Source organism: Actinosynnema pretiosum (genome assembly GCF_002354875.1).
GTDB classification, from domain to species: Bacteria; Actinomycetota; Actinomycetes; order Mycobacteriales; family Pseudonocardiaceae; genus Actinosynnema; species Actinosynnema auranticum.
Window position 1 is genome coordinate 721889 of the sequence record NZ_CP023445.1, and the last position, 18074, is coordinate 739962.

An 18074-nucleotide genomic window follows, 5' to 3' on the forward strand; every position below is an offset into this window, starting at 1 on the left:
TCGGGCGGGTCCCGCGCGGGATGCGCGCGATCGCGGCGCGGTGCCCGAGCGGGCACCCCTCGGTGGTGCAGACCAGCCCGAGGCTGGAGGACGGCACGCCGTTCCCGACGCTGTACTACCTGACGTGCCCCCGGCTGACCTCGCAGGTCAGCAGGCTGGAGAGCGAGGGGGTCATGCGGGAGATGCAGGACCGGCTCGCCGAGGACGAGGAGCTGGCCGCCGCGTACCTGCGCGCCCACGAGTCGTACCTGGCCGAGCGGGACGCGATCGAGTCGCTGGGCACGAAGGTCACGGCGGGCGGGATGCCGGAGCGGGTCAAGTGCCTGCACGTGCACGTCGGGCACGCGCTCGCGGTCGGTCCGGGCGTGAACCCGTTCGGTGACGAGGCGCTCGCGCTGCTCGCGGACGTGTGGCCGAGCGGGGACTGCGCCGCCCGGACGTGAGGGGCGCTCCCGTTCGGGAGCGAGAGTGTTGGCCACGGGTGGAAAGTCGACCGCGAGGGCAGACCCGGGGGCACAAAGCAGGTGCGCGCCCGTGACAGGCATCCCTGGATCGGGCAGTCTGGGCGGCGGGAACGGGGGATCCACCGACTAGGGAGTTCGCTGCTGTGCCGAAGCGACGGGGACGCGGCCGAAGAGCAGATCGAGGCGCCATGACGCCCAGGCAGCGGGGTCTGGCGGCGACGGCGACGTGCGCGATGCTGGTGCCCGCGCTGCTGAACGGGACGTTGGGCGTGGACTGGCTGCCGGTGTCCGCGCGGAGCGCGCTGAGCGCCGTGCCGCCGGGGGCCGGGGACGTGCTGGGCGCGCTGTCGGTGCGGTCCGGCGCCGGGGAGGACCGGTTCGGGGCAGGCGGAAAGCTCCCCCGGACGGACGCGCTGGGCGCGGACCTGATCGCGGACGCGGACGACGCGAGCGCGTTCGGCGACTACCTGCCGACCGGCGTGGACAGCCTGCCGACCGGGCCGCTGGGGGTGCCGGGGGTGATGCTCGACGCGTACACGCGGGCCGAGCAGCGGCTGGCGCAGACCACGCCGGGGTGCAAGATCCACTGGTCGTTGCTGGCGGGGATCGGGCGGATCGAGTCCGGGCACGCGCGGGGCGGGCGGGTGGACGCTCGGGGGAACGCGGTTCCGGCGATCCTGGGGCCGGTGTTGAACGGCGGACCGGGGATCGCGGCCATCCACGACACGGATGGCGGGCGGTACGACGGCGACACCACGTGGGACCGGGCCGTGGGGCCGATGCAGTTCATCCCGTCGACCTGGCAGGGGTACGCGGCCGACGGGAACGGGGACGGGGAGCGGAACCCCAACAACGTCTACGACGCGACTGTCGGGGCTGGGAACTACCTGTGCGCCTACGGGTCGGATCTGAGCGACCCGGCTCAGCGGGCGAAGTCGGTTTTCCGGTACAACCACTCCGAGGAGTACGTGCGGACGGTTCTGTACTGGGCCGACGCCTATCGCAACGGGGTGACGTTGCTGCCCGATCTGGCGGGGTCCGACGAGGACTTCACGCCGATCGCCCCGCCTGGGAACTCCGGGGGGTCGTCTTCCGGGAACGGGAACCAGGGGAGCGGGAACCAGGGGAACGGGCAGGGGCAGTCGGGTGGGAGCACGACCACGACCACCACGACCAGTGGCGGGGTGACCACGACGACGACCACTACCACCACGACCACGAGTGGTGGGTCGACGACCACCACGACCACGACGACCACCACGACGACCACGACCACGACGGATCCCTCGGGGTGCCCGAGCGTTCCGGTCGTCACGACGACCACGGAGATCACGCCGTCGGAGTCGGTGACCACCACCACCGGGGTTCCGCCTGGGTGCGAGTCGGCGCCGACCACCAGCGTGACGAGCGTGGTGACGGCGCCGTCGTCGGGGGAGATCGTGGAGTCGTTGCTGCCCCAGGGCAGTTCCGCGCCGATGGCCACTGCGTGAGGGCCGACGAGGCTTGGGGCCGGCCATTCCGCGACGCGGGGTGGCCGGTTCGGCCTTGGGCGGTGGAGGTGGGGCTAAGCCGTGAAGTCATCCGCCAGGAGTTCTGAGGCTGCCGCGGGGTCCATCAGGTTGAACCACACCTGCTCGTTGTTCCCCGGTGGCCGGTCCGGCGTGGAGCTCTCGCAGTCCCAGCTGTCCCGGTCGCACCCCGGCGCCGAAGCCGGCGCGGTGACCGGCAACCCCTCGGGGACGGAACCGGTCACCCGCAGTGCGACGTAGGTCTCGTGCCCGTCCAGCAGCGACTTGCGGGTCAACCGGTGCACGGTCGACTTCAGCTCGCGGACGAGGCGCAGGCCCGCCTCGCGGAGGAGGCTGTCCCGGTCGTCGTCGTTCGGCAGCCAGGCCTTGGTGAACGTGGTGGCGGGCTGTGCTCGCTGTTGTACCGGGTTCGCGCGGCTCGCGCGGCGGTCGCCAGCGACTCGGAGAAGTCGTCCTTCGACCCCTCTTCCCGCTGCCCGGCCGCCACCAGCCAGGCTTGGCCGTTCCCGTCGGTCCACGCGGCTCCGCGCCACCGCTGGACTTTGATCTTGAAGAACACGGTGTCGTCGATGGCCGAGATGCGCTCGCGCGTTCCGGTGGGGTCGGCGAGCTGGAGCGCCGCTTCGCGCGGCAGCGGGTGGTCGACTTCGTCGAGGGGCGCCTCCGCCGGAGGGGGCGACATGCCGAGTTCCCCGGTCGGGCAGCGGAGGGTGGGGCGCGTGGTCATCGGTCTACCGGGACAGGCCGCCCAGCTCGGCGATGCGTTCAGGGGACAGGCCGGTCAGCGCGGAGGCCCGGCTCTCCTCCGTGTCGTCGATCTCGGCCATGACCGCTCGCATCCGGGTGGTGACCGCTTCGCGGTGCTTGGTCAGGTAGTCGCGGACAGCCGCGTCGACCAGCTCCTTGTGCGTCATGCGCAGTGCGATCGCGCCGTGGGCGACCAGCGCGTGCGTCGAGCTGTCGACCTTGAGCACGGCCGTGGTGTTGGTCATCTACGCCTCCTGTGGGTACCACAGTGCCCGTGGGTACTCGACGAGACCAAGACTCTTCCGGGTGATGAGGCCTGGTGTGCCCGGCGCTGGGGTGCGGGTTAGCGTTCTGGTGCCGGCTCAACTCTGGAGGGCACTCACCATGGCGCGCGTGGCCGCGATCGACTGCGGGACCAACTCGATTCGGCTTCTCGTCGCCGATGTCACCGCCTCCGACGACGGGGGGCGGTGGTTGCGGGACGTGCACCGGGAGATGCGGGTCGTTCGGCTCGGGCAGGGGGTCGACGCCACGGGGGCCCTGCACCCGGACGCGCTCGCCCGGACCAGGGCCGCGCTCGTGGACTACGCGGCGGTGCTCCGGCGCAAGGGGGCCGAGCGGGTGCGGATGGTGGCGACCTCGGCCACTCGGGACGCGTCCAACCGGGACGACTTCTTCGGGATGACCGAGGAGGTGCTGGGGCAGGTCGCCGAGGTGATCAGCGGGGACGAGGAGGCCGCGCTGTCCTTCACGGGGGCTGTCGCCGATCTTGAGGCTGAGGACGGACCCTTCCTCGTCTCCGACGTCGGCGGGGGCTCCACCGAGATCGTGCTCGGGGGGTGGGACGGGGTTGTCGGGAGCGTGGAGGCCGCCCGGTCGGTCGACATCGGGTGCGTTCGGCTGACCGAGCGGCACCTGCACGACGACCCGCCCAGCGCGGCCCAGGTCGAGGACGCGGTGGCGACCGCCAAGAGCGTGCTGCAGGAGGCGTTCGACCGCGTGCCGGTCGAGCGGGCGCGGACCTGGATCGGGGTCGCGGGGACGGTCACCACGCTCGTCGCGCTCGCCAAGGAGCTGGACGCCTACCGGCCGGACGAGATCCACCTCGCGCGGTTGCCGCTGGCGCGGATCCAGGAGATCACGGAGCGGCTGCTGCTGATGCCGCACGACGAGCGCGCCGCGCTCGGGGCGATGCACCCCGGACGGGTCGACGTGATCTGCGGTGGGGCGATCGTGGTCCGGGCCATCGCGGAGCACCTCGCGGAGCGGGCCGGGATCACCGAGCTGGTCGCGAGCGAGCACGACATCCTGGACGGGATCGCCTTCTCCCAGGCCGTCGGGGGCTGAGCGCGGCGGGTGGGGGAGTCCGCTCGGGCAGAACGGTCAACGGGGAATGTTCGTGATCAGGATGTAACCCCTTCACCCGTGTGGACTCCGCCACATCACGGATAGCGTCCCTCTCACGCTGTGCAAGCAAATGGCTCTGCTCGGTCACCGCCGATCGGGTCGGTTGTGAGGGGAGGACGCATGTCGCGTGTACGCTTGGTGCCGATCTTAGCGGTGTCTGTGATGGTGGTCACGGCCTGTGGTGGCTCTGGGGACGACGGGGCGGGCAGCTCCGCGGACGCGGGGATCACGATCTTCAACACCGAGCCGGAGAACCCGCTGGTCCCCGGCAACACCACCGAGGTCGGCGGCAGCCGCATCCTCGACGCCATGTTCACCGGCCTGGTCGGCTACAACGCCGACACCGCGCAGCCGGAGAACGCGATGGCCGAGTCCATCGAGACGACCGACTCCAAGCTCTTCACCATCAAGCTCAAGCCCGACTGGACGTTCCACGACGGCACCCCGGTGACCGCCAAGAGCTACGTGGACGCCTGGAACTGGACCGCCTACGGGCCCAACGCCACCCAGGGCGCGACGTTCTTCTCCCAGATCGAGGGCTACGCCGACGTCCACCCCGAGGACCCGGACGGGGCCGACGGGCCGCAGCAGGCGCCCGCGCCGACCACCGAGACCATGTCGGGCCTGAAGGTCGTCGACGACAGCACCTTCACCGTCACCCTCACCGAGCCGTTCTCGGTCTTCCCGGTGACCATCGGCTACGAGGTCTTCTCCCCGATGCCCGAGGCGTTCTTCAAGGACCAGAAGGCGTTCGAGGCCGCGCCGATCGGCAACGGGCCGTTCAAGTTCGTCTCCCGGCAGGTCGGGGCCGAGGTCAAGCTGACCCGCTACGACGACTACCGGGGCGACGACAAGCCGAAGATCAAGGACGTCACGCTCAAGGTCTACCAGAGCCGCGAGTCGGCCTACGCGGACCTCGTGGCGAACTCCCTGGACTTCATGGAGGAGCTGCCCCCGAACGCGCTGGCGGGCAAGAAGTACGAGGGCGACCTCGGTGAGCGGGTCCTGCAGAAGGAGACCCTCAACAACCAGACCATCGCCTTCCCGTTCTACCTCCCGCCGTACGACAACGTGGACCTGCGCCGCGCGATCTCCATGTCGATCGACCGCGAGGAGATCACCCAGCGGATCTTCGAGGGCAGCCGCGTGCCCGCCGACGGCTGGGTGCACCCGCTGACCGAGGGCTACACGCCCGACCAGTGCGGCGAGTACTGCGAGTACAACCCGACCAAGGCCAAGGAGCTGCTGGCCAAGTCCGGGTACACCGGTCCGCTGCTGCTGCTGTCCAACACCGACGGCGGCCACCAGGAGTGGGCCGAGGCGGTGGCCAACAGCATCAAGAACGCGCTCGGCCTGGACGTGCGGTTCTCGCCGTCCACGAGCTTCGGCGAGTTCCGGCAGAAGGTCAACGCGCACGAGATGACCGGCATGTACCGGGCGGGCTGGATCGCGGACTACCCGTCGATCGAGAACTGGCTCACCCCGAACTACCGCACCGGCTCCTCCTCCAACGACGGCCTCTACTCCAACCCGGCCGTCGACGCCAAGCTCGCCGAGGCGGACAAGGCGGCCGACGCCGACCAGGCCATCACCCTCTACCAGGAGGCGGAGAAGCTCATCGCCGCCGACATGCCGTCCGTGCCGCTGTGGACGCAGAACACCATCGGCGGCAAGTCCGACCGGCTCACCACCGCCAAGATCGACCCCTTCCGCGCCCTGGACCTGGCCTCCGTCGAGGTCGGCTGAGTCCCCTAGCTCGACGGCCCGGCCGCGCCCGCTGCGGCGCGGCCGGGCCACTCGGGAGGAGAGTGCGCTCTTGGGGCGCTACGTGCTGCGCAGGCTGCTGCAGATGGTGCCGGTGTTCCTCGGCACCACGTTCCTGATCTACGCCCTGGTGTGGGCGGTGCCGGGCGACCCGTTCGAGGGCAAGTGCGGCGAGCGGGACTGCCCGGAGTCCTACGTCTCCGCGATGCGCGAGAAGTTCAACCTGGACGACCCGCTGCTCGTCCAGTACGGCAAGTACCTGCTCAACCTGGTGCGGGGCGACTTCGGCGAGACGTCCTCGGGCATCGAGGTCGCCGACCGGATCGCCGACACGTTCCCGGTCACCCTGCAGCTCGCGCTGGTCGCCCTGCTCATCGAGGCCGTCATCGGCATCGCGGCGGGCGTGCTGAGCGGGCTGCGCGGGCGGGGGTTCCTGGACAGCCTGGTGCTGGTGTCCACGCTGTTCCTGATCTCCATCCCGGTGTTCGTCACCGGCTACGTCGTGCAGCTGGTGTTCGGCCTGCAACTGGGCTGGATCGCGCCCACGGTCGGGTCCTCGCCCTCGTTCGGCGACCTGCTCGTCCCCGGCTTCGTGCTCGCGAGCCTGTCGATGGCCTACGTGGCGCGGCTGACCAGGGCGAGCATCGCGGAGAACCGGCGCGCCGACTACGTGCGCACCGCGCTGGCCAAGGGCCTGCCGGACAAGCGGGTGGTGGGCGTGCACCTGCTGCGCAACTCGCTCATCCCGGTGATCACCTTCCTGGGCACGGACCTGGGGGCCTTCCTCGGCGGCGCGATCGTCACCGAGGGCATCTTCAACGTGCCCGGCATCGGCGGGCTCGTGTTCCGCTCGATCCTGACCAAGGACGGCGCGATGGTGACCGGCCTGGTCACCCTGCTGGTGCTGGTCTACCTGCTCATGACGCTGCTGGTGGACCTGCTCTACGCCGTGCTCGACCCGAGGATTCGCTATGACTGAGTCGGTGGCGGCCAGCGGTCTGGCCGAGGTGGGCGGCGCGCCCGGCGGCGAGTCGCGCGGGCTGTTCGGCGACGCCTGGCGGGAGCTGCGGTCCCGGCCGCTGTTCTGGGTGTCGACCGCGCTGATCGCGGTGGTGGTGGTCATGGCCGTGTTCCCCGGCCTGTTCACCTCGGCGGACCCGAACCTGGCGGTGCTGTCCCGGAGCCGGGGCGCGCCCTCGGCGGAGGCCTGGTTCGGCTACGACAACCAGGGCTACGACATCTACGCCCGCACGGTGCACGGGGCGCGCGCGTCCATCGTCGTGGGCCTGCTGGCCACGCTCGGCGTGCTGCTGGTCGGGGCCGTGCTCGGGCTGCTCGCCGGGTTCTACGGCGGCTGGCTGGACGCGGTCGTGTCCCGGATCGCCGACGTGTTCGTGGGCGTGCCGTTCGTGCTGGGCGCGATCGTCATCCTGACCACGCTCAACGCGGGCGGCGACGCGGGCGCGGCCCGCATCGTCGCCCAGGTGGTGCTGTCCATCTCGGTGCTGTCCTGGCCGGTGGCCATGCGCATCACCAGGTCCACGGCCGTCGCGGCCAAGCAGCAGGACTACGTGAAGGCGGCGCGCGCGCTCGGCGCGGGCTCGGGCAGGCTCATGGTCAAGCACCTGCTGCCCAACTGCGTCGCGCCGGTCCTGGTGTACGCCACGATCGCGCTCGGCGCGTTCATCGGCGTCGAGGCCACGCTGTCCTACCTGGGCATCGGGCTGCGACCGCCGGTCGTGTCCTGGGGCGTGATGATCAACGGCGCGAAGGACTACATCCGGGTCGCCCCGCACGCCCTGCTGTTCCCCGCGGGCTTCCTCACCGCGACCGTGCTCGCCTTCGTGATGCTCGGCGACGCGGTGCGCGAGGCGCTCGACCCCAAGCTGCGCTAGGAGGAGCTGTCGGTGACAGCGTTGCTGGAGGTCGACGACCTCCACGTGGAGTTCCGCACCCGCGACGGGGTCGCGCGCGTGCTCAACGGCGTCAGCTACCACGTCGCGGCCGGTGAGACGCTGGCCGTGCTCGGCGAGTCCGGCTCGGGCAAGTCCGTCACCGCCCAGGCGGTGATGGGCATCCTGGACACCCCGCCCGCGCACGTCACGGGCGGCTCGGTCCGGTTCAAGGGCGAGGAGCTGCTGGGCGCCCCGCCCGAGCGGCGCCGCCTGGTGCGCGGCGAGGGCATCGCCATGGTGTTCCAGGACGCCCTGTCCGCGCTGAACCCCGTGTTCACCGTGGGGTTCCAGATCGAGGAGCAGCTGCGGACGCGGCGCGGCATGTCCCGCAAGGACGCCCGCGCCCGCGCCGTCGAGCTGCTGGACCAGGTGAAGATCCCGCACGCCAGGCAGCGGGTGCGCGAGTACCCGCACCAGTTCTCCGGCGGGATGCGGCAGCGCGCCATGATCGCGATGTCGCTGGCGCTGGACCCCGAGGTCCTGATCGCCGACGAGCCGACCACCGCGCTCGACGTGACCGTGCAGGCCCAGATCATGGACCTGCTGGCCGAGCTCCAGCGCGACCGGGGCATGGCCATGGTGCTCATCACCCACGACCTGGGCGTGGTCGCCGAGGTCGCGGACCGGATCGCGGTCATGTACGCGGGCCGGATCGTCGAGCACGCCGACGCGCGGTCGCTCTTCCGCGCGCCCGGCCACCCGTACACGTCGGCGCTGATGCGGTCGCTGCCGCACGTCGAGGCCAAGGGCTCGGAGCTGAGCACCATCTCCGGCCTGCCGCCGAGCCTGCTCGCCATCCCGCCCGGCTGCCCGTTCCACCCGCGCTGCCCCAGGGCGGCGGACGTCTGCTCGGTCGACGTCCCGCCGCAGGTGCCGCTGCCGGGCGGGCGGGACAGCGCGTGCCACTTCGCCGAACAGGAGGTCAGCGGTGCCTGAACCGGTGCTGAGCGTGCGGGACCTGGTCAAGCACTTCCCGGTGACCAGGGGCGTGCTGTTCAAGCGCGCCATCGGCCAGGTCAAGGCGGTCGACGGGGTCTCGTTCGACCTGATGCCCGGCGAGACGCTGGGCGTGGTCGGCGAGTCCGGCTGCGGCAAGTCCACCCTCGCCCAGGTGCTGATGTGCCTGGAACCGCCCACCTCGGGGGAGGCGCGCTTCGAGGGCAGGCCGATGTTCGGGCTCAAGGGCGCGGCGATGCGGTCGCTGCGGCGGGACCTGCAGATCGTGCTCCAGGACCCGTACACCTCGCTCAACCCGAGGATGACCGTCGGCGACATCGTCGGCGAGCCGTTCGAGATCCACCCGGAGGTCGCGCCCGCCGGGTCGCGCGCGGCGCGGGTGCGGGAGCTGCTGGACGTCGTCGGGCTCAACCCCGAGCACGCCAACCGGTACCCGCACCAGTTCTCCGGCGGGCAGCGGCAGCGCATCGGCATCGCGCGGGCGCTCGCCCTGCGGCCCAAGGTGATCGTGTGCGACGAGCCGGTGTCCGCGCTGGACGTGTCCATCCAGGCGCAGGTGATGAACCTGCTCGGGCGGTTGCAGCGCGAGTTCGGGCTGGCCTACGTGTTCATCGCGCACGACCTGTCGGTGGTGCGGCACCTGTCCGACCGGGTCGCGGTGATGTACCTGGGCAAGTTCGTGGAGGTGGGCACCGAGGACCAGATCTACGCGCACCCCACGCACCCGTACACCCAGGCGCTGCTGTCGTCGGTGCCGGTGGCCGACCCGGAGCTGCGCGGCAGGCGCGAGGTGATCCGGCTGACCGGGGACGTGCCGTCGCCGATCGACCCGCCGTCCGGCTGCCGGTTCCGCACCCGGTGCTGGAAGGCGCGGGACGTGTGCGCGACCGAGGAGCCGCCGCTGGTGGAGCGGCTCGGGCACCTGAGCGCGTGCCACTTCGCCGAGGAGCGGTCGGTGGTGCCGGGCTAGGGTTCTGCGGTGCGGGAGCGGCTCTTCCGGCCGCCCCCGCACCGGTTCCCGCTAGCGGTTGGACGCCGCGCGCACGAACGCCGCGATGTCCTTCGACTGCTGCACGCGGGACTCCTCGTGCACGTACATCATGTGCCCGGCCGGGTAGTACGCCGACTCGACGTTCTCGGCCAGCTCGCGCGGGATCTTCAGGTGCGCCAGCACGTGCTCGGCGGCGTAGTACGCGGTCGCGCCGTCGTGGTAGCCGAACGCCACGTGCACCTTCAGGTGCGGGTTGGCCCGCATCGCCGCCGCCAGCTTGTTCGCCACCGTCACGTGCGCGCCCTCGAACTCCTTGAACGACCACGGGTGCACCGCGCGCGAAATGATCTCGTACGGCAGGTCGCTCTCGTAGCCCAGCTCGACGCGCGCGTAGTGGTTGAGCGCGGCCGAGTACGGGCCGAGGATCGCGCTGTACGACGGGTCCTCGCTGAACAGCTCGCGCCCGTAGTCGCTCTCCCAGCCGGTGAACCGGCCGTCCAGCCGCCCGACCGTGCGGCGCTGGTGGCGCAGCAGCTCGGTGAAGAACCGGACGTGCTCGATCCGCAGGTCCACCCGGTCCACGTAGTCCTCGGACAGCCCGGTCAGCGCCGCGAGCCTGGACACCGCGTCGGCCCGCTCCTCGTCGGTGAGCCTGCTGCCGCGCGCCAGCGCCCACGGGTAGCCCTCGGCGGCGAACTCCTCGGCCTCCGCGAGCACGTCCGCGAGCTCCCGGTCGCCGTGCAGGCCGTGGTGGTGGGCGATCGCGGCGTACGTCGGCAGGTACAGCGAGTACGGCAGGTCGTTGCCCTCGTTGAAGTCCAGCGTCGCGAAGTCCAGCACGGACGAGATCAGCACCAGGCCGTTGAGGTACATGCCGTGCCGCTGCTGGAGGTGCTCGGCGAGCGCGGCGGCGCGGGTGGTGCCGTAGGACTCGCCCGCCACGAACTTCGGGGACAGCCAGCGGCCGTTGCGGGAGGTCCACAGCCGGATGACCTCGCCGACCGACTCGACGTCCGGCTGGAACCCGTGGAACCTGCCGGGCTGCTCGCCCTCGGCGGCCCGCGAGTAGCCGGTGGACACCGGGTCGATGAACACCAGGTCGCTGTGCGCCAGCAGGGTCTCGGCGTTGTCGACCAGCTCGTACGGCGGGGGGACGGGCTCGCCCGCGTCGCCGGACACCACGCGGCGCGGGCCGAACAGCCCCAGGTGCAGCCACACGCTGGCCGAGCCGGGGCCGCCGTTGAACGCGAACACGACGGGCCGGGTCGCCGGGTCGCCGTCGTCGGCGGTGTAGGCGGTGAGGAACACCTCGGCCTTGGGGCGCAGCCCCTGGAACTTCCCGTCCTCCACGACCTCCTCGCGCAGCACGACCCGGCCGGTGGTGGCGGTGTAGTTCAGCTTGCGGCGCTTGACGGTGATGCTGTGGGAGGTGGTGACGAGGTCGTCCTCGGGGGTCGCCTCGGCGGGCGCGTCGGGCGAGTCCGGGGCGGGGGTGGTGTCCTTGTCGCTCATGGTCCGAACCCTACGTTCGGGGAGGCGGCGGGTCAGGTGGATAACGGGCGGGTGGCGGGGCGGCGGGTTGCGGGGGCGGGCGCGGGGGGTGGCGCTGGCGCGTCCGTGCCGGGCGGCGGTGGCGAGCCGGGTGGCGGTGGCGCGCCCGACGGGGGCGGTGACCTGGCCGCCGTGCCGGGCCTGCCGGAGCTGGACCGCCGGGTGAGCGGCTGCCGGGCGTGCCCGAGGCTGGTGGCGTGGCGCGAGGAGGTGGCGCGGGTCAAGCGGGCCGCGTTCCGCGACCAGGACTACTGGGGCAGGCCGGTGCCCGGTTTCGGCGGCGGTGACGCGCGGCTGGCCGTGGTGGGCCTGGCCCCGGCCGCGCACGGCGGCAACCGCACCGGCCGCATGTTCACCGGCGACGCCTCCGGCGAGGTCCTGTACGCGGCGATGCACGCGGTGGGCCTGGCGAACCAGCCGGAGGCGGTGTCCCGCGACGACGGCCTGCGCCTGCTGGGAGCCCGGATCACCGCCCCGGTGAAGTGCGCCCCGCCGGACAACAAGCCGACCCCGGCCGAGCGCGACACCTGCCGCCCGTGGCTGGAGCGCGAGCTGACCCTGCTGCGCCCGACCCTGCGCGCGGTGGTGGTCCTGGGCGGCTTCGGCTGGCAGTCCCTGCTCCCCGCGCTGACCGCCCACTGGACCGTCCCGAGCCCCCGCCCGCGCTTCGCCCACGGCGCCCGCGTGGAACTGCCCGCGTCGGACGGCGGCCCCCCGCTCGTCCTGCACGGCTGCTACCACGTGAGCCGCCGCAACACCCAGACCGGGTTGCTGACGGTGGCGATGGTGGAGGAGGTCCTGTCCCGCGCGAAGGCCGACGCGGGGTTGGGCGCGGAACCGGGGGCCGGGTCGCCGGGCTGACCGGCCACAGCCGCCGTCGGCAGGGCCGACCGGCCGCTCGGCCGCTGTCGCGCCCTGCCGACGGCGCCGCCCCCGACCGCGCCCCGGCCGAGGGCCGCTCGCGCCCAGGTCGCAGCCCCGCCCCCGACCGGGGTTCGCCCGCGCCCGGACCGCCTCCCCGTCCGCGCGCCCGCTCCGCGATCACAACACCGCATCCGACCGCCCACCGCGCGCCCCGCGCGGGCATCATGATCGGGTGCGTCCCAGGGCAGCGCTCCTCCTCGCCACCGGCACCTGCCTGGTGCTCGCCGCGCTGGCCGCCCTCGGCTCCTCGCCGGTGGAGTACCGCGCCCCCACCCCGACCCCGCCCACCCCGCTCACCGGCACCACCTGGACCATCGAGCTGCCGCCCGCCCCGGCCACGCCGCCGGAGGCCAGCGCCGCGTTCACCCTGTTCACCATCGTGGTCGCGGTCGCCGCTCTGGTCCTCTTCCTGGTCCTGCTGGCCCTGCACCTGCTGAACCGGCGCCCGAAGCGCCGCGCGGCCACCGGGCGGTCCGGCTGGGTCGAGGCCGTCGTGCCCGGTCCGCCGCCCCCCGAGCTGGTCACCGGCGCCCGCCGGGCGCTGTCCGACCTGAGCGCGCCCGACGCCGGACCGCCCGGTGACGCCGTCGTCGCCGCCTGGCTGGCACTGGAGCGGGCCGCCTCGGCGTCCGGCGTGGCCCGCGCCCCGCACGAGACCGCGACCGAGTTCACCACCGCCCTCCTGGACCGCCACCACGTCGACCCGGCCGCCACCACCGCCCTGCGCCGCACCTACCAGCGCGCCCGCTTCGGCAGCGCCGAGGTCACCGCGGCCGACGTGCGCACCGCGACCACCGCCCTGGAGGCCGTCGTGCGCGACCTGACCGACCGGGACCCCTCGTGAGCCCCACCGCCCGGACCGTCCTCTCCACCGCCGCCTGGCTCTTCACCGGCGGCCTCCTCCTGCTCTTCGGCGCCCCCCTGCACTGGGCCGCCCTCACCGCCCTCCCCGTCGCCGCCCTCGCCCACCTCGCCACCCGCCTCCCCGGCGGCGGCGACGTGCTCTGGTCACCCGTGCGCGACCACGCGGCCACCAGCTCCCAGCACACCCACCACCAGGCCAGCGTGCTCGCGGGCCGCCTCGCCGACGCCACCGAGCACCCCGCCCGCTTCACCACCCGCGTCCAGCCCCGCCTGCGCGCCCTCGCGCTCGCCCGGCTCCGCCAGCGCCACGGCGTCGCCGACCTGGCCGACCCGCGCGCCGCCCGCCTGCTCGGCCCGGAGCTGCACGCCCTGCTCACCGACCCCGGCGCCACCGCGCCCCCGCCCGACGTGCTCGCCCGACTGCTGGAGGACCTGTGATCGAGGACATCGCCGCGGAGGGAGCCGCCGTGCTGGACGCGGTCGGCACCGCCGTGGTCGGCGGGCGGGACACCGCCCGGCTCGCGCTGGCCGCCGTCCTCGCGGGCGGGCACGTGCTGCTGGAGGACGTGCCCGGCCTCGGCAAGACCCTCATGGCGCGCTCGCTCGCCCAGGCGCTGAGCCTGGACTTCACCCGCCTGCAGTGCACCCCCGACCTGCTGCCCGCCGACGTCACCGGCTCGTTCCTCTACGACCCCGGCAGCCGCGAGTTCGACTTCCGCGCAGGCCCGGTGTTCACCGGCCTGCTGCTCGCCGACGAGCTCAACCGCACCCCGCCCAAGACCCAGTCGGCGCTGCTGGAGGCCATGCAGGAGAAGCAGGTCACCGTCGAGGGCCGCACGTTCCCGCTGCCCCGCCCGTTCCACGTGCTCGCCACCGCGAACCCGGTCGAGCACGAGGGCACCTACCCGCTGCCCGAGGCCCAGCTGGACCGGTTCCTGCTGCGCCTGGCCGTCGGCTACCCGCCCGCCGACGAGGAGGTCGAGGTGCTGCGCCGCAGGCTCGCCAGGGGCCGCGAGGAGACCGAGGTGCCCGCGGTGCTGGCCGGGGGCAGGCTCGCCGAGCTCCAGCGCGGGCTGGAGGCGGTGCCGGTGGACGAGGACGTGCTGCGCTACTGCGTCGACCTCACCGCCGCCACCCGCGTCCACGGCTCCGTGGAGGTCGGCTCGTCCCCGCGCGGCGCGCAGGCGCTCGTGCTGGTCGCGCGGGCGCTGGCCGTGCTGGACGGCCGCGACCACGTCGTGCCCGAGGACGTGAAGGCCTGCGCCGTGCCCGCGCTCGCCCACCGGCTCACCCTGCGCCCCGAGACCTGGACCTCCGGCGCGACCGGTGTCGACGTGGTCACCGAGCTGCTCGGCAGCGTCCCCGGACCGGCGAGCAGCAGGCGGTGACCGGGCCCTGGCGGGCAAGGCCGACCGGCGCGTGGCGCGGCACGGACGCGCTGGCCAGGGGCCTGCTGCTGGGCGTGGTCCTGGTCGTGGCGGGCGTGCTCGCGCACCGGGTCGTGCTGGTGCTGTTCGGCGCCCCGCTGCTGCTCACCACGGTGCTCGCCCTGCTCCGCCCGCCCGGCGGCGCGCCGGACGCGCGGGTGCGCCTGCTGTCGCGGGTCGGCGAGATCGGCAAGGCGGGCGCGGTGGTCGACGTGGCGGCGGACGGCGAGCTGGTGGCCGTGCGGCTGCCCGTGCCCGGCCGCGAGGGTCCGGGCCCGGTGCACCTGCTGCCCGCCGGGGCGACCGCCATCGGCGTGGTGCTCGACCGCTCCACCTGGGGCGACGGCCTGGACGTGCGCCCGGACCACCTGGTCGCGGGCCCGGACGGGCTGGTGGTGCACGGGCCGGTGACCGCGCCCGAGTGGGGCCGGGCGATCCTGCCGCCCATCGCGCCCCTGCCGACCGGGCTGCTGCCCGCGCGGGCGCGCGGCCTGGTGGGCGTGCACCGCTCGCGCGGGCCGGGCGACTCGGTGGAGCTGCGCGACATCCGGGCGTTCGCGCCCGGCGACCGGTTGCGCCGGGTGGACTGGCGGGTGTCGCTGCGCACCGGGAACCTGCACGTCCGCGAGCACCACGCGGAGACCGACGCGGACGTGGTGCTCGCCCTGGACACCAGGGCGGACGTGGAGGCGGACGTCGCGCTGTGGACCGAGAGCGGCCGGGGCTCGCCCCGGCCCGGCGGCAGCCTGGACCTGGCGGCGCGGGCCGCCGTGTCGCTGGCGGCGGCGTACCTGCGGCAGGGCGACCGGGTGGGCCTGGTCGACCTGGGCAGGCCCGCGCTGTGGCTGCGACCGGGGACGGGCAGGCGGCAGCTGCTGGCGCTGCGCACCCGGCTGGTGGCGTGCGCGCGGGTCGCCGGGTGGTCGCAGCGGGCGGTGCTGGACGCGCGGCAGGCGCCGACGGGGGCGGTCGTGGTGGTGCTGTCGCCGTTCCTGGACGACGAGGTGGTGCAGGTGGCGGTGCACGCGGCGCGGCGCGGCCACCCGGTGCTGGCGGTCGACGTGCTGCCCGCCGCCCTGCGGCCCGACCGGGAGACCGCGTGGGGGCCCGCGGTGCTGCGGGTGGTGGAGCTGGAGCACGAGGTCCGGGTGACGGCGCTGCGCTCGCACGGCGTGCCGGTGATCCGCTGGGACGGCGAGTCCGCCGCCGTGGCCACGGCGCTGCACGCGACCACCCGACCGAGGCGCTGATCGGGGTGAACGGGGGAGGCGACGACGTGGGGCGACGGGCTGATCGGGACTCGGCGGGGACGAGCGCGGCGGGGGATGTCGTGGTGGGGGACGACTCGGTGACCGGTGGCGCGGTGACCGGTGGCGCGGCGACCGCTGGCCCGGTGACCGGTGGCGCGGCGCAGGACGGCCCGTCGGCCGGTGGCCCGGTGACCGGCGGTCCGGCGACCGGCGACGTCCCCGCCGCGGGCGCTCCCGCCCCTCCCCCCGACCCCGTCCCCCTGGGCCGGGGCCTGCCCGGCTGGTCGTCGCGCCTCGCCGTCGCGCTCGTCGGCGGCGGCCTCACCGGCGTGCTGGCGGTCGAGGGGACCGAGCCGCCGTTCCTGCTCGTCCACGTCGCGCTGGTCGGCCTGGCCGCCGCGCTGCCCGCCAGCGCCGCCCCCGTGCTGGTCATCGCCGCCACCGCCGCCGCGCTCGCGCTCTCCGACGCCCCGGCGTTCCGCCCCGCCGTCCTCGTCGCCGCGGCCCTCGCGCACCTGCTGCACGTCGTCGCCGCCCTCGCCGCGCTGCTCCCGCTCGACTCCAGGGTTCACCCGTCCGCCCTCCGGGTTCCCGCGATCAGGTTCGTCTCGGTGCAACTCTGCGTGCTCGGCGCGGCAGGGCTGATCAGCCTAGTGCCGCAGGGCCGGGTGGCCGTCCCGCTGGAGCTGCTGGGCCTGGCCGCCGCGACCGCGCTCGCAGCGGGTTCCGCGCTGCTCCTGCGGTCCAGGGGGTAGCCGCCGTCCCGCCCACTGGATCGATCCTCGCTGGTGCGACGGGTATCGTCGCAGGTGCGGGGCACAGTGTCTGCTATCACGTGGCGACCGTCGTCACAACCGGCCTTGTGGACAGGGTCGTTGGGCCCTGGCGGTGGGACTATTGCGGTATGGCTGCTGTGAAGTCGCAACCCACACGGATCGTGATCGTCGGCGGTGGGTACGTCGGCATGTACACCGCGCTGGGGTTGCAGAAGAAGCTGCGCTCCGGTGAGGCGTCCGTGACCGTCATCGACCCGCAGCCGCACATGACCTACCAGCCCTTCCTGCCGGAGGCCGCCGCGGGCTCGATCGAGCCCCGCCACGTCGTGGCCCCGCTGCGGAAGGTGCTCAAGCGCTGCCACGTCGTCACCGGCCGCGCCACCCGCATCGAGCACGAGAAGAAGTCCGTCACGGTCGAGCTGGTCGACGGCCACGTCGAGAAGTTCGAGTACGACGTGCTGGTCTCGGCGCTCGGCGCCGTCTCGCGCACCCTGCCGATCCCCGGCCTGCCGGACGTCGGCATCGGCCTGAAGACGATCGGCGAGGCGATCTACGTCCGCAACCACGTGCTGTCGCGCCTGGACCAGGCGGCGAGCACGAACGACGCGGAGCGCCGCAAGCGCCTGCTGACGTTCGTGGTCATCGGCGGCGGCTTCGCGGGCATCGAGACGCTGGCCGAGCTGGAGGACATGACCCGCTACGCGCTGCGCTACTACGAGGGCCTCAAGCCCTCCGACGTGCAGTGGGTGCTGGTCGAGGCCACCAACCGGATCATGCCGGAGGTGAGCGCCTCGCTGGGCGTCTACACGGTGCACCAGCTGGAGAAGCGCGGCATCAAGTGCTACCTCGACACCCGCGTGAAGTCGATGGAGGGCGGCCACGTCGTCCTCGACGACGGCACCGAGTTCGACGCCGACACGATCGTGTGGACGGCGGGCATGAAGGCCAACCCGATGCTGCGCGACACCGACCTGCCGCTCGACGAGCGCGGCCGGGTGCGCTGCACCGCCGCCATGCAGGTCGTCGGCCTGCCGGGCGTCTGGGCCGCGGGCGACTGCTCCGCGGTGCCGGACCTGTCGCGCACCGAGGAGGACCCGAACGCGACCTGCGTGCCCAACGCGCAGCACGCGATCCGGCAGTCCAAGCTGCTGACCAAGAACATCCTCGCCTCGCTGCGCGGCGGCCAGCCGAAGGACTACTTCCACAAGTACGTGGGCTCCGTGGCGGGCCTGGGCCTGTACAAGGGCGTGGCGGACATCTTCGGGATGCGCTTCCGCGGCTTCCCGGCGTGGTTCATGCACCGCACCTACCACGTGATGTTCATGCCCACGTTCAACCGCAAGTTCCGCGTGCTGGCCGACTGGACGCAGGCGTTCATCTCGGGCCGCGAGGTCGTCGCGCTGGGCCAGCTCCACGAGCCCAAGGCCGAGTTCGACCGCGCCGCGAGGAGCTGACCGCGGACCGGGCG

At 73.4% G+C, this 18074-nt stretch carries 19 protein-coding genes; 15 read left to right on the forward strand and 4 right to left on the reverse strand.

Annotation, left to right across the window (positions count from 1 at the left end; all coding sequences use genetic code 11):
• The first annotated feature begins 20 nt into the window (after positions 1-20).
• On the forward strand, positions 21-443 hold the full coding sequence (locus CNX65_RS03340) for a DUF501 domain-containing protein (RefSeq protein ID WP_232520125.1): 423 nt from the start codon (positions 21-23) through the stop codon (positions 441-443).
• Between the two features lie 209 nt (positions 444-652).
• Complete coding sequence (locus CNX65_RS03345) at positions 653-1954, forward strand: lytic transglycosylase domain-containing protein (RefSeq protein ID WP_096491449.1); 1302 nt, start codon at positions 653-655, stop codon at positions 1952-1954.
• A gap of 74 nt (positions 1955-2028) precedes the next feature.
• Here CNX65_RS03345 and CNX65_RS35950 read toward each other — a convergent pair whose 3' ends face one another.
• From CNX65_RS35950 to CNX65_RS03355, 3 genes are read right to left on the reverse strand one after another with little or no spacing between them, the layout of a single operon-like run.
• Positions 2029-2268, reverse strand: a complete 240-nt coding sequence (locus CNX65_RS35950) for a hypothetical protein (protein ID WP_198320427.1) — start codon at positions 2266-2268, stop codon at positions 2029-2031.
• Positions 2269-2285: 17 nt separating this feature from the next.
• On the reverse strand, positions 2286-2675 hold the full coding sequence (locus CNX65_RS35955; RefSeq protein WP_198320428.1) for a hypothetical protein: 390 nt from the start codon (positions 2673-2675) through the stop codon (positions 2286-2288).
• A 49-nt stretch (positions 2676-2724) separates the two neighbouring features.
• Positions 2725-2985, reverse strand: coding sequence for a hypothetical protein (locus tag CNX65_RS03355; protein WP_096491450.1), 261 nt, complete (start codon positions 2983-2985; stop codon positions 2725-2727).
• Positions 2986-3124: 139 nt separating this feature from the next.
• On the opposite strand from CNX65_RS03355, the gene CNX65_RS03360 reads away from it, so the two are divergent.
• The 6 genes from CNX65_RS03360 (at position 3125) to CNX65_RS03385 (ending at position 9793) form a co-directional block, all read left to right on the forward strand.
• A complete protein-coding gene (locus tag CNX65_RS03360) occupies positions 3125-4087 on the forward strand; it encodes a Ppx/GppA phosphatase family protein (protein ID WP_096491451.1) in 963 nt (320 codons plus the stop codon).
• Positions 4088-4267: 180 nt separating this feature from the next.
• Entirely contained in the window at positions 4268-5893 is a 1626-nt protein-coding gene (locus CNX65_RS03365) for a peptide ABC transporter substrate-binding protein (protein ID WP_096491452.1), read from the forward strand.
• Positions 5894-5963: 70 nt separating this feature from the next.
• The gene (locus tag CNX65_RS03370) at positions 5964-6890 is read left to right on the forward strand and encodes an ABC transporter permease (RefSeq protein ID WP_096491453.1); all 927 of its coding nucleotides are present in this window, start codon (positions 5964-5966) and stop codon (positions 6888-6890) included.
• Entirely contained in the window at positions 6883-7806 is a 924-nt protein-coding gene (locus tag CNX65_RS03375; protein ID WP_096491454.1) for an ABC transporter permease, read from the forward strand. The genes CNX65_RS03370 and CNX65_RS03375 overlap by 8 nt, the downstream gene beginning before the upstream one ends.
• 12 nt (positions 7807-7818) lie before the next feature.
• Complete coding sequence (locus CNX65_RS03380) at positions 7819-8802, forward strand: ABC transporter ATP-binding protein (RefSeq protein WP_373565517.1); 984 nt, start codon at positions 7819-7821, stop codon at positions 8800-8802.
• On the forward strand, positions 8795-9793 hold the full coding sequence (locus CNX65_RS03385; RefSeq protein ID WP_096491456.1) for an ABC transporter ATP-binding protein: 999 nt from the start codon (positions 8795-8797) through the stop codon (positions 9791-9793). Before CNX65_RS03380 ends, CNX65_RS03385 begins: the two co-directional genes overlap by 8 nt.
• A 51-nt stretch (positions 9794-9844) precedes the next feature.
• Here CNX65_RS03385 and CNX65_RS03390 read toward each other — a convergent pair whose 3' ends face one another.
• The gene (locus CNX65_RS03390) at positions 9845-11326 is read right to left on the reverse strand and encodes a S10 family peptidase (protein WP_096491457.1); all 1482 of its coding nucleotides are present in this window, start codon (positions 11324-11326) and stop codon (positions 9845-9847) included.
• Between the two features lie 171 nt (positions 11327-11497).
• Here CNX65_RS03390 and CNX65_RS03395 point away from each other — a divergent pair, with 171 nt between their 5' ends.
• The 7 genes from CNX65_RS03395 to CNX65_RS03425 all read left to right on the forward strand — a co-directional run bounded on the left by CNX65_RS03395 (position 11498) and on the right by CNX65_RS03425 (position 18060).
• Positions 11498-12226 (forward strand): uracil-DNA glycosylase, encoded by a 729-nt coding sequence (locus CNX65_RS03395; RefSeq protein WP_177154509.1) that lies wholly within the window; start codon positions 11498-11500, stop codon positions 12224-12226.
• Between the two features lie 235 nt (positions 12227-12461).
• Positions 12462-13133, forward strand: a complete 672-nt coding sequence (locus tag CNX65_RS03400; protein WP_096491459.1) for a DUF4129 domain-containing protein — start codon at positions 12462-12464, stop codon at positions 13131-13133.
• Complete coding sequence (locus CNX65_RS03405; protein WP_096491460.1) at positions 13130-13591, forward strand: hypothetical protein; 462 nt, start codon at positions 13130-13132, stop codon at positions 13589-13591. The genes CNX65_RS03400 and CNX65_RS03405 overlap by 4 nt, the downstream gene beginning before the upstream one ends.
• On the forward strand, positions 13588-14541 hold the full coding sequence (locus CNX65_RS03410; protein WP_096491461.1) for an AAA family ATPase: 954 nt from the start codon (positions 13588-13590) through the stop codon (positions 14539-14541). The genes CNX65_RS03405 and CNX65_RS03410 overlap by 4 nt, the downstream gene beginning before the upstream one ends.
• On the forward strand, positions 14538-15830 hold the full coding sequence (locus tag CNX65_RS03415; RefSeq protein ID WP_096491462.1) for a DUF58 domain-containing protein: 1293 nt from the start codon (positions 14538-14540) through the stop codon (positions 15828-15830). Before CNX65_RS03410 ends, CNX65_RS03415 begins: the two co-directional genes overlap by 4 nt.
• 26 nt (positions 15831-15856) lie before the next feature.
• On the forward strand, positions 15857-16585 hold the full coding sequence (locus CNX65_RS03420) for a hypothetical protein (protein WP_157767490.1): 729 nt from the start codon (positions 15857-15859) through the stop codon (positions 16583-16585).
• Positions 16586-16734: 149 nt separating this feature from the next.
• Entirely contained in the window at positions 16735-18060 is a 1326-nt protein-coding gene (locus tag CNX65_RS03425) for an NAD(P)/FAD-dependent oxidoreductase (RefSeq protein WP_096491464.1), read from the forward strand.
• Positions 18061-18074 lie beyond the last annotated feature (14 nt).

Coding starts and splice junctions, on each gene's coding strand:
- CNX65_RS03340 (WP_232520125.1), top strand. CDS start 21: ATGCGCGCGATCGCGGCGCGGTGCCCGAGCGGGCACCCCTCGGTGGTG.
- CNX65_RS03345 (WP_096491449.1), top strand. CDS start 653: ATGACGCCCAGGCAGCGGGGTCTGGCGGCGACGGCGACGTGCGCGATG.
- CNX65_RS35955 (WP_198320428.1), bottom strand. CDS start 2,675: ATGTCGCCCCCTCCGGCGGAGGCGCCCCTCGACGAAGTCGACCACCCG.
- CNX65_RS03355 (WP_096491450.1), bottom strand. CDS start 2,985: ATGACCAACACCACGGCCGTGCTCAAGGTCGACAGCTCGACGCACGCG.
- CNX65_RS03360 (WP_096491451.1), top strand. CDS start 3,125: ATGGCGCGCGTGGCCGCGATCGACTGCGGGACCAACTCGATTCGGCTT.
- CNX65_RS03365 (WP_096491452.1), top strand. CDS start 4,268: ATGTCGCGTGTACGCTTGGTGCCGATCTTAGCGGTGTCTGTGATGGTG.
- CNX65_RS03375 (WP_096491454.1), top strand. CDS start 6,883: ATGACTGAGTCGGTGGCGGCCAGCGGTCTGGCCGAGGTGGGCGGCGCG.
- CNX65_RS03390 (WP_096491457.1), bottom strand. CDS start 11,326: ATGAGCGACAAGGACACCACCCCCGCCCCGGACTCGCCCGACGCGCCC.
- CNX65_RS03425 (WP_096491464.1), top strand. CDS start 16,735: ATGGCTGCTGTGAAGTCGCAACCCACACGGATCGTGATCGTCGGCGGT.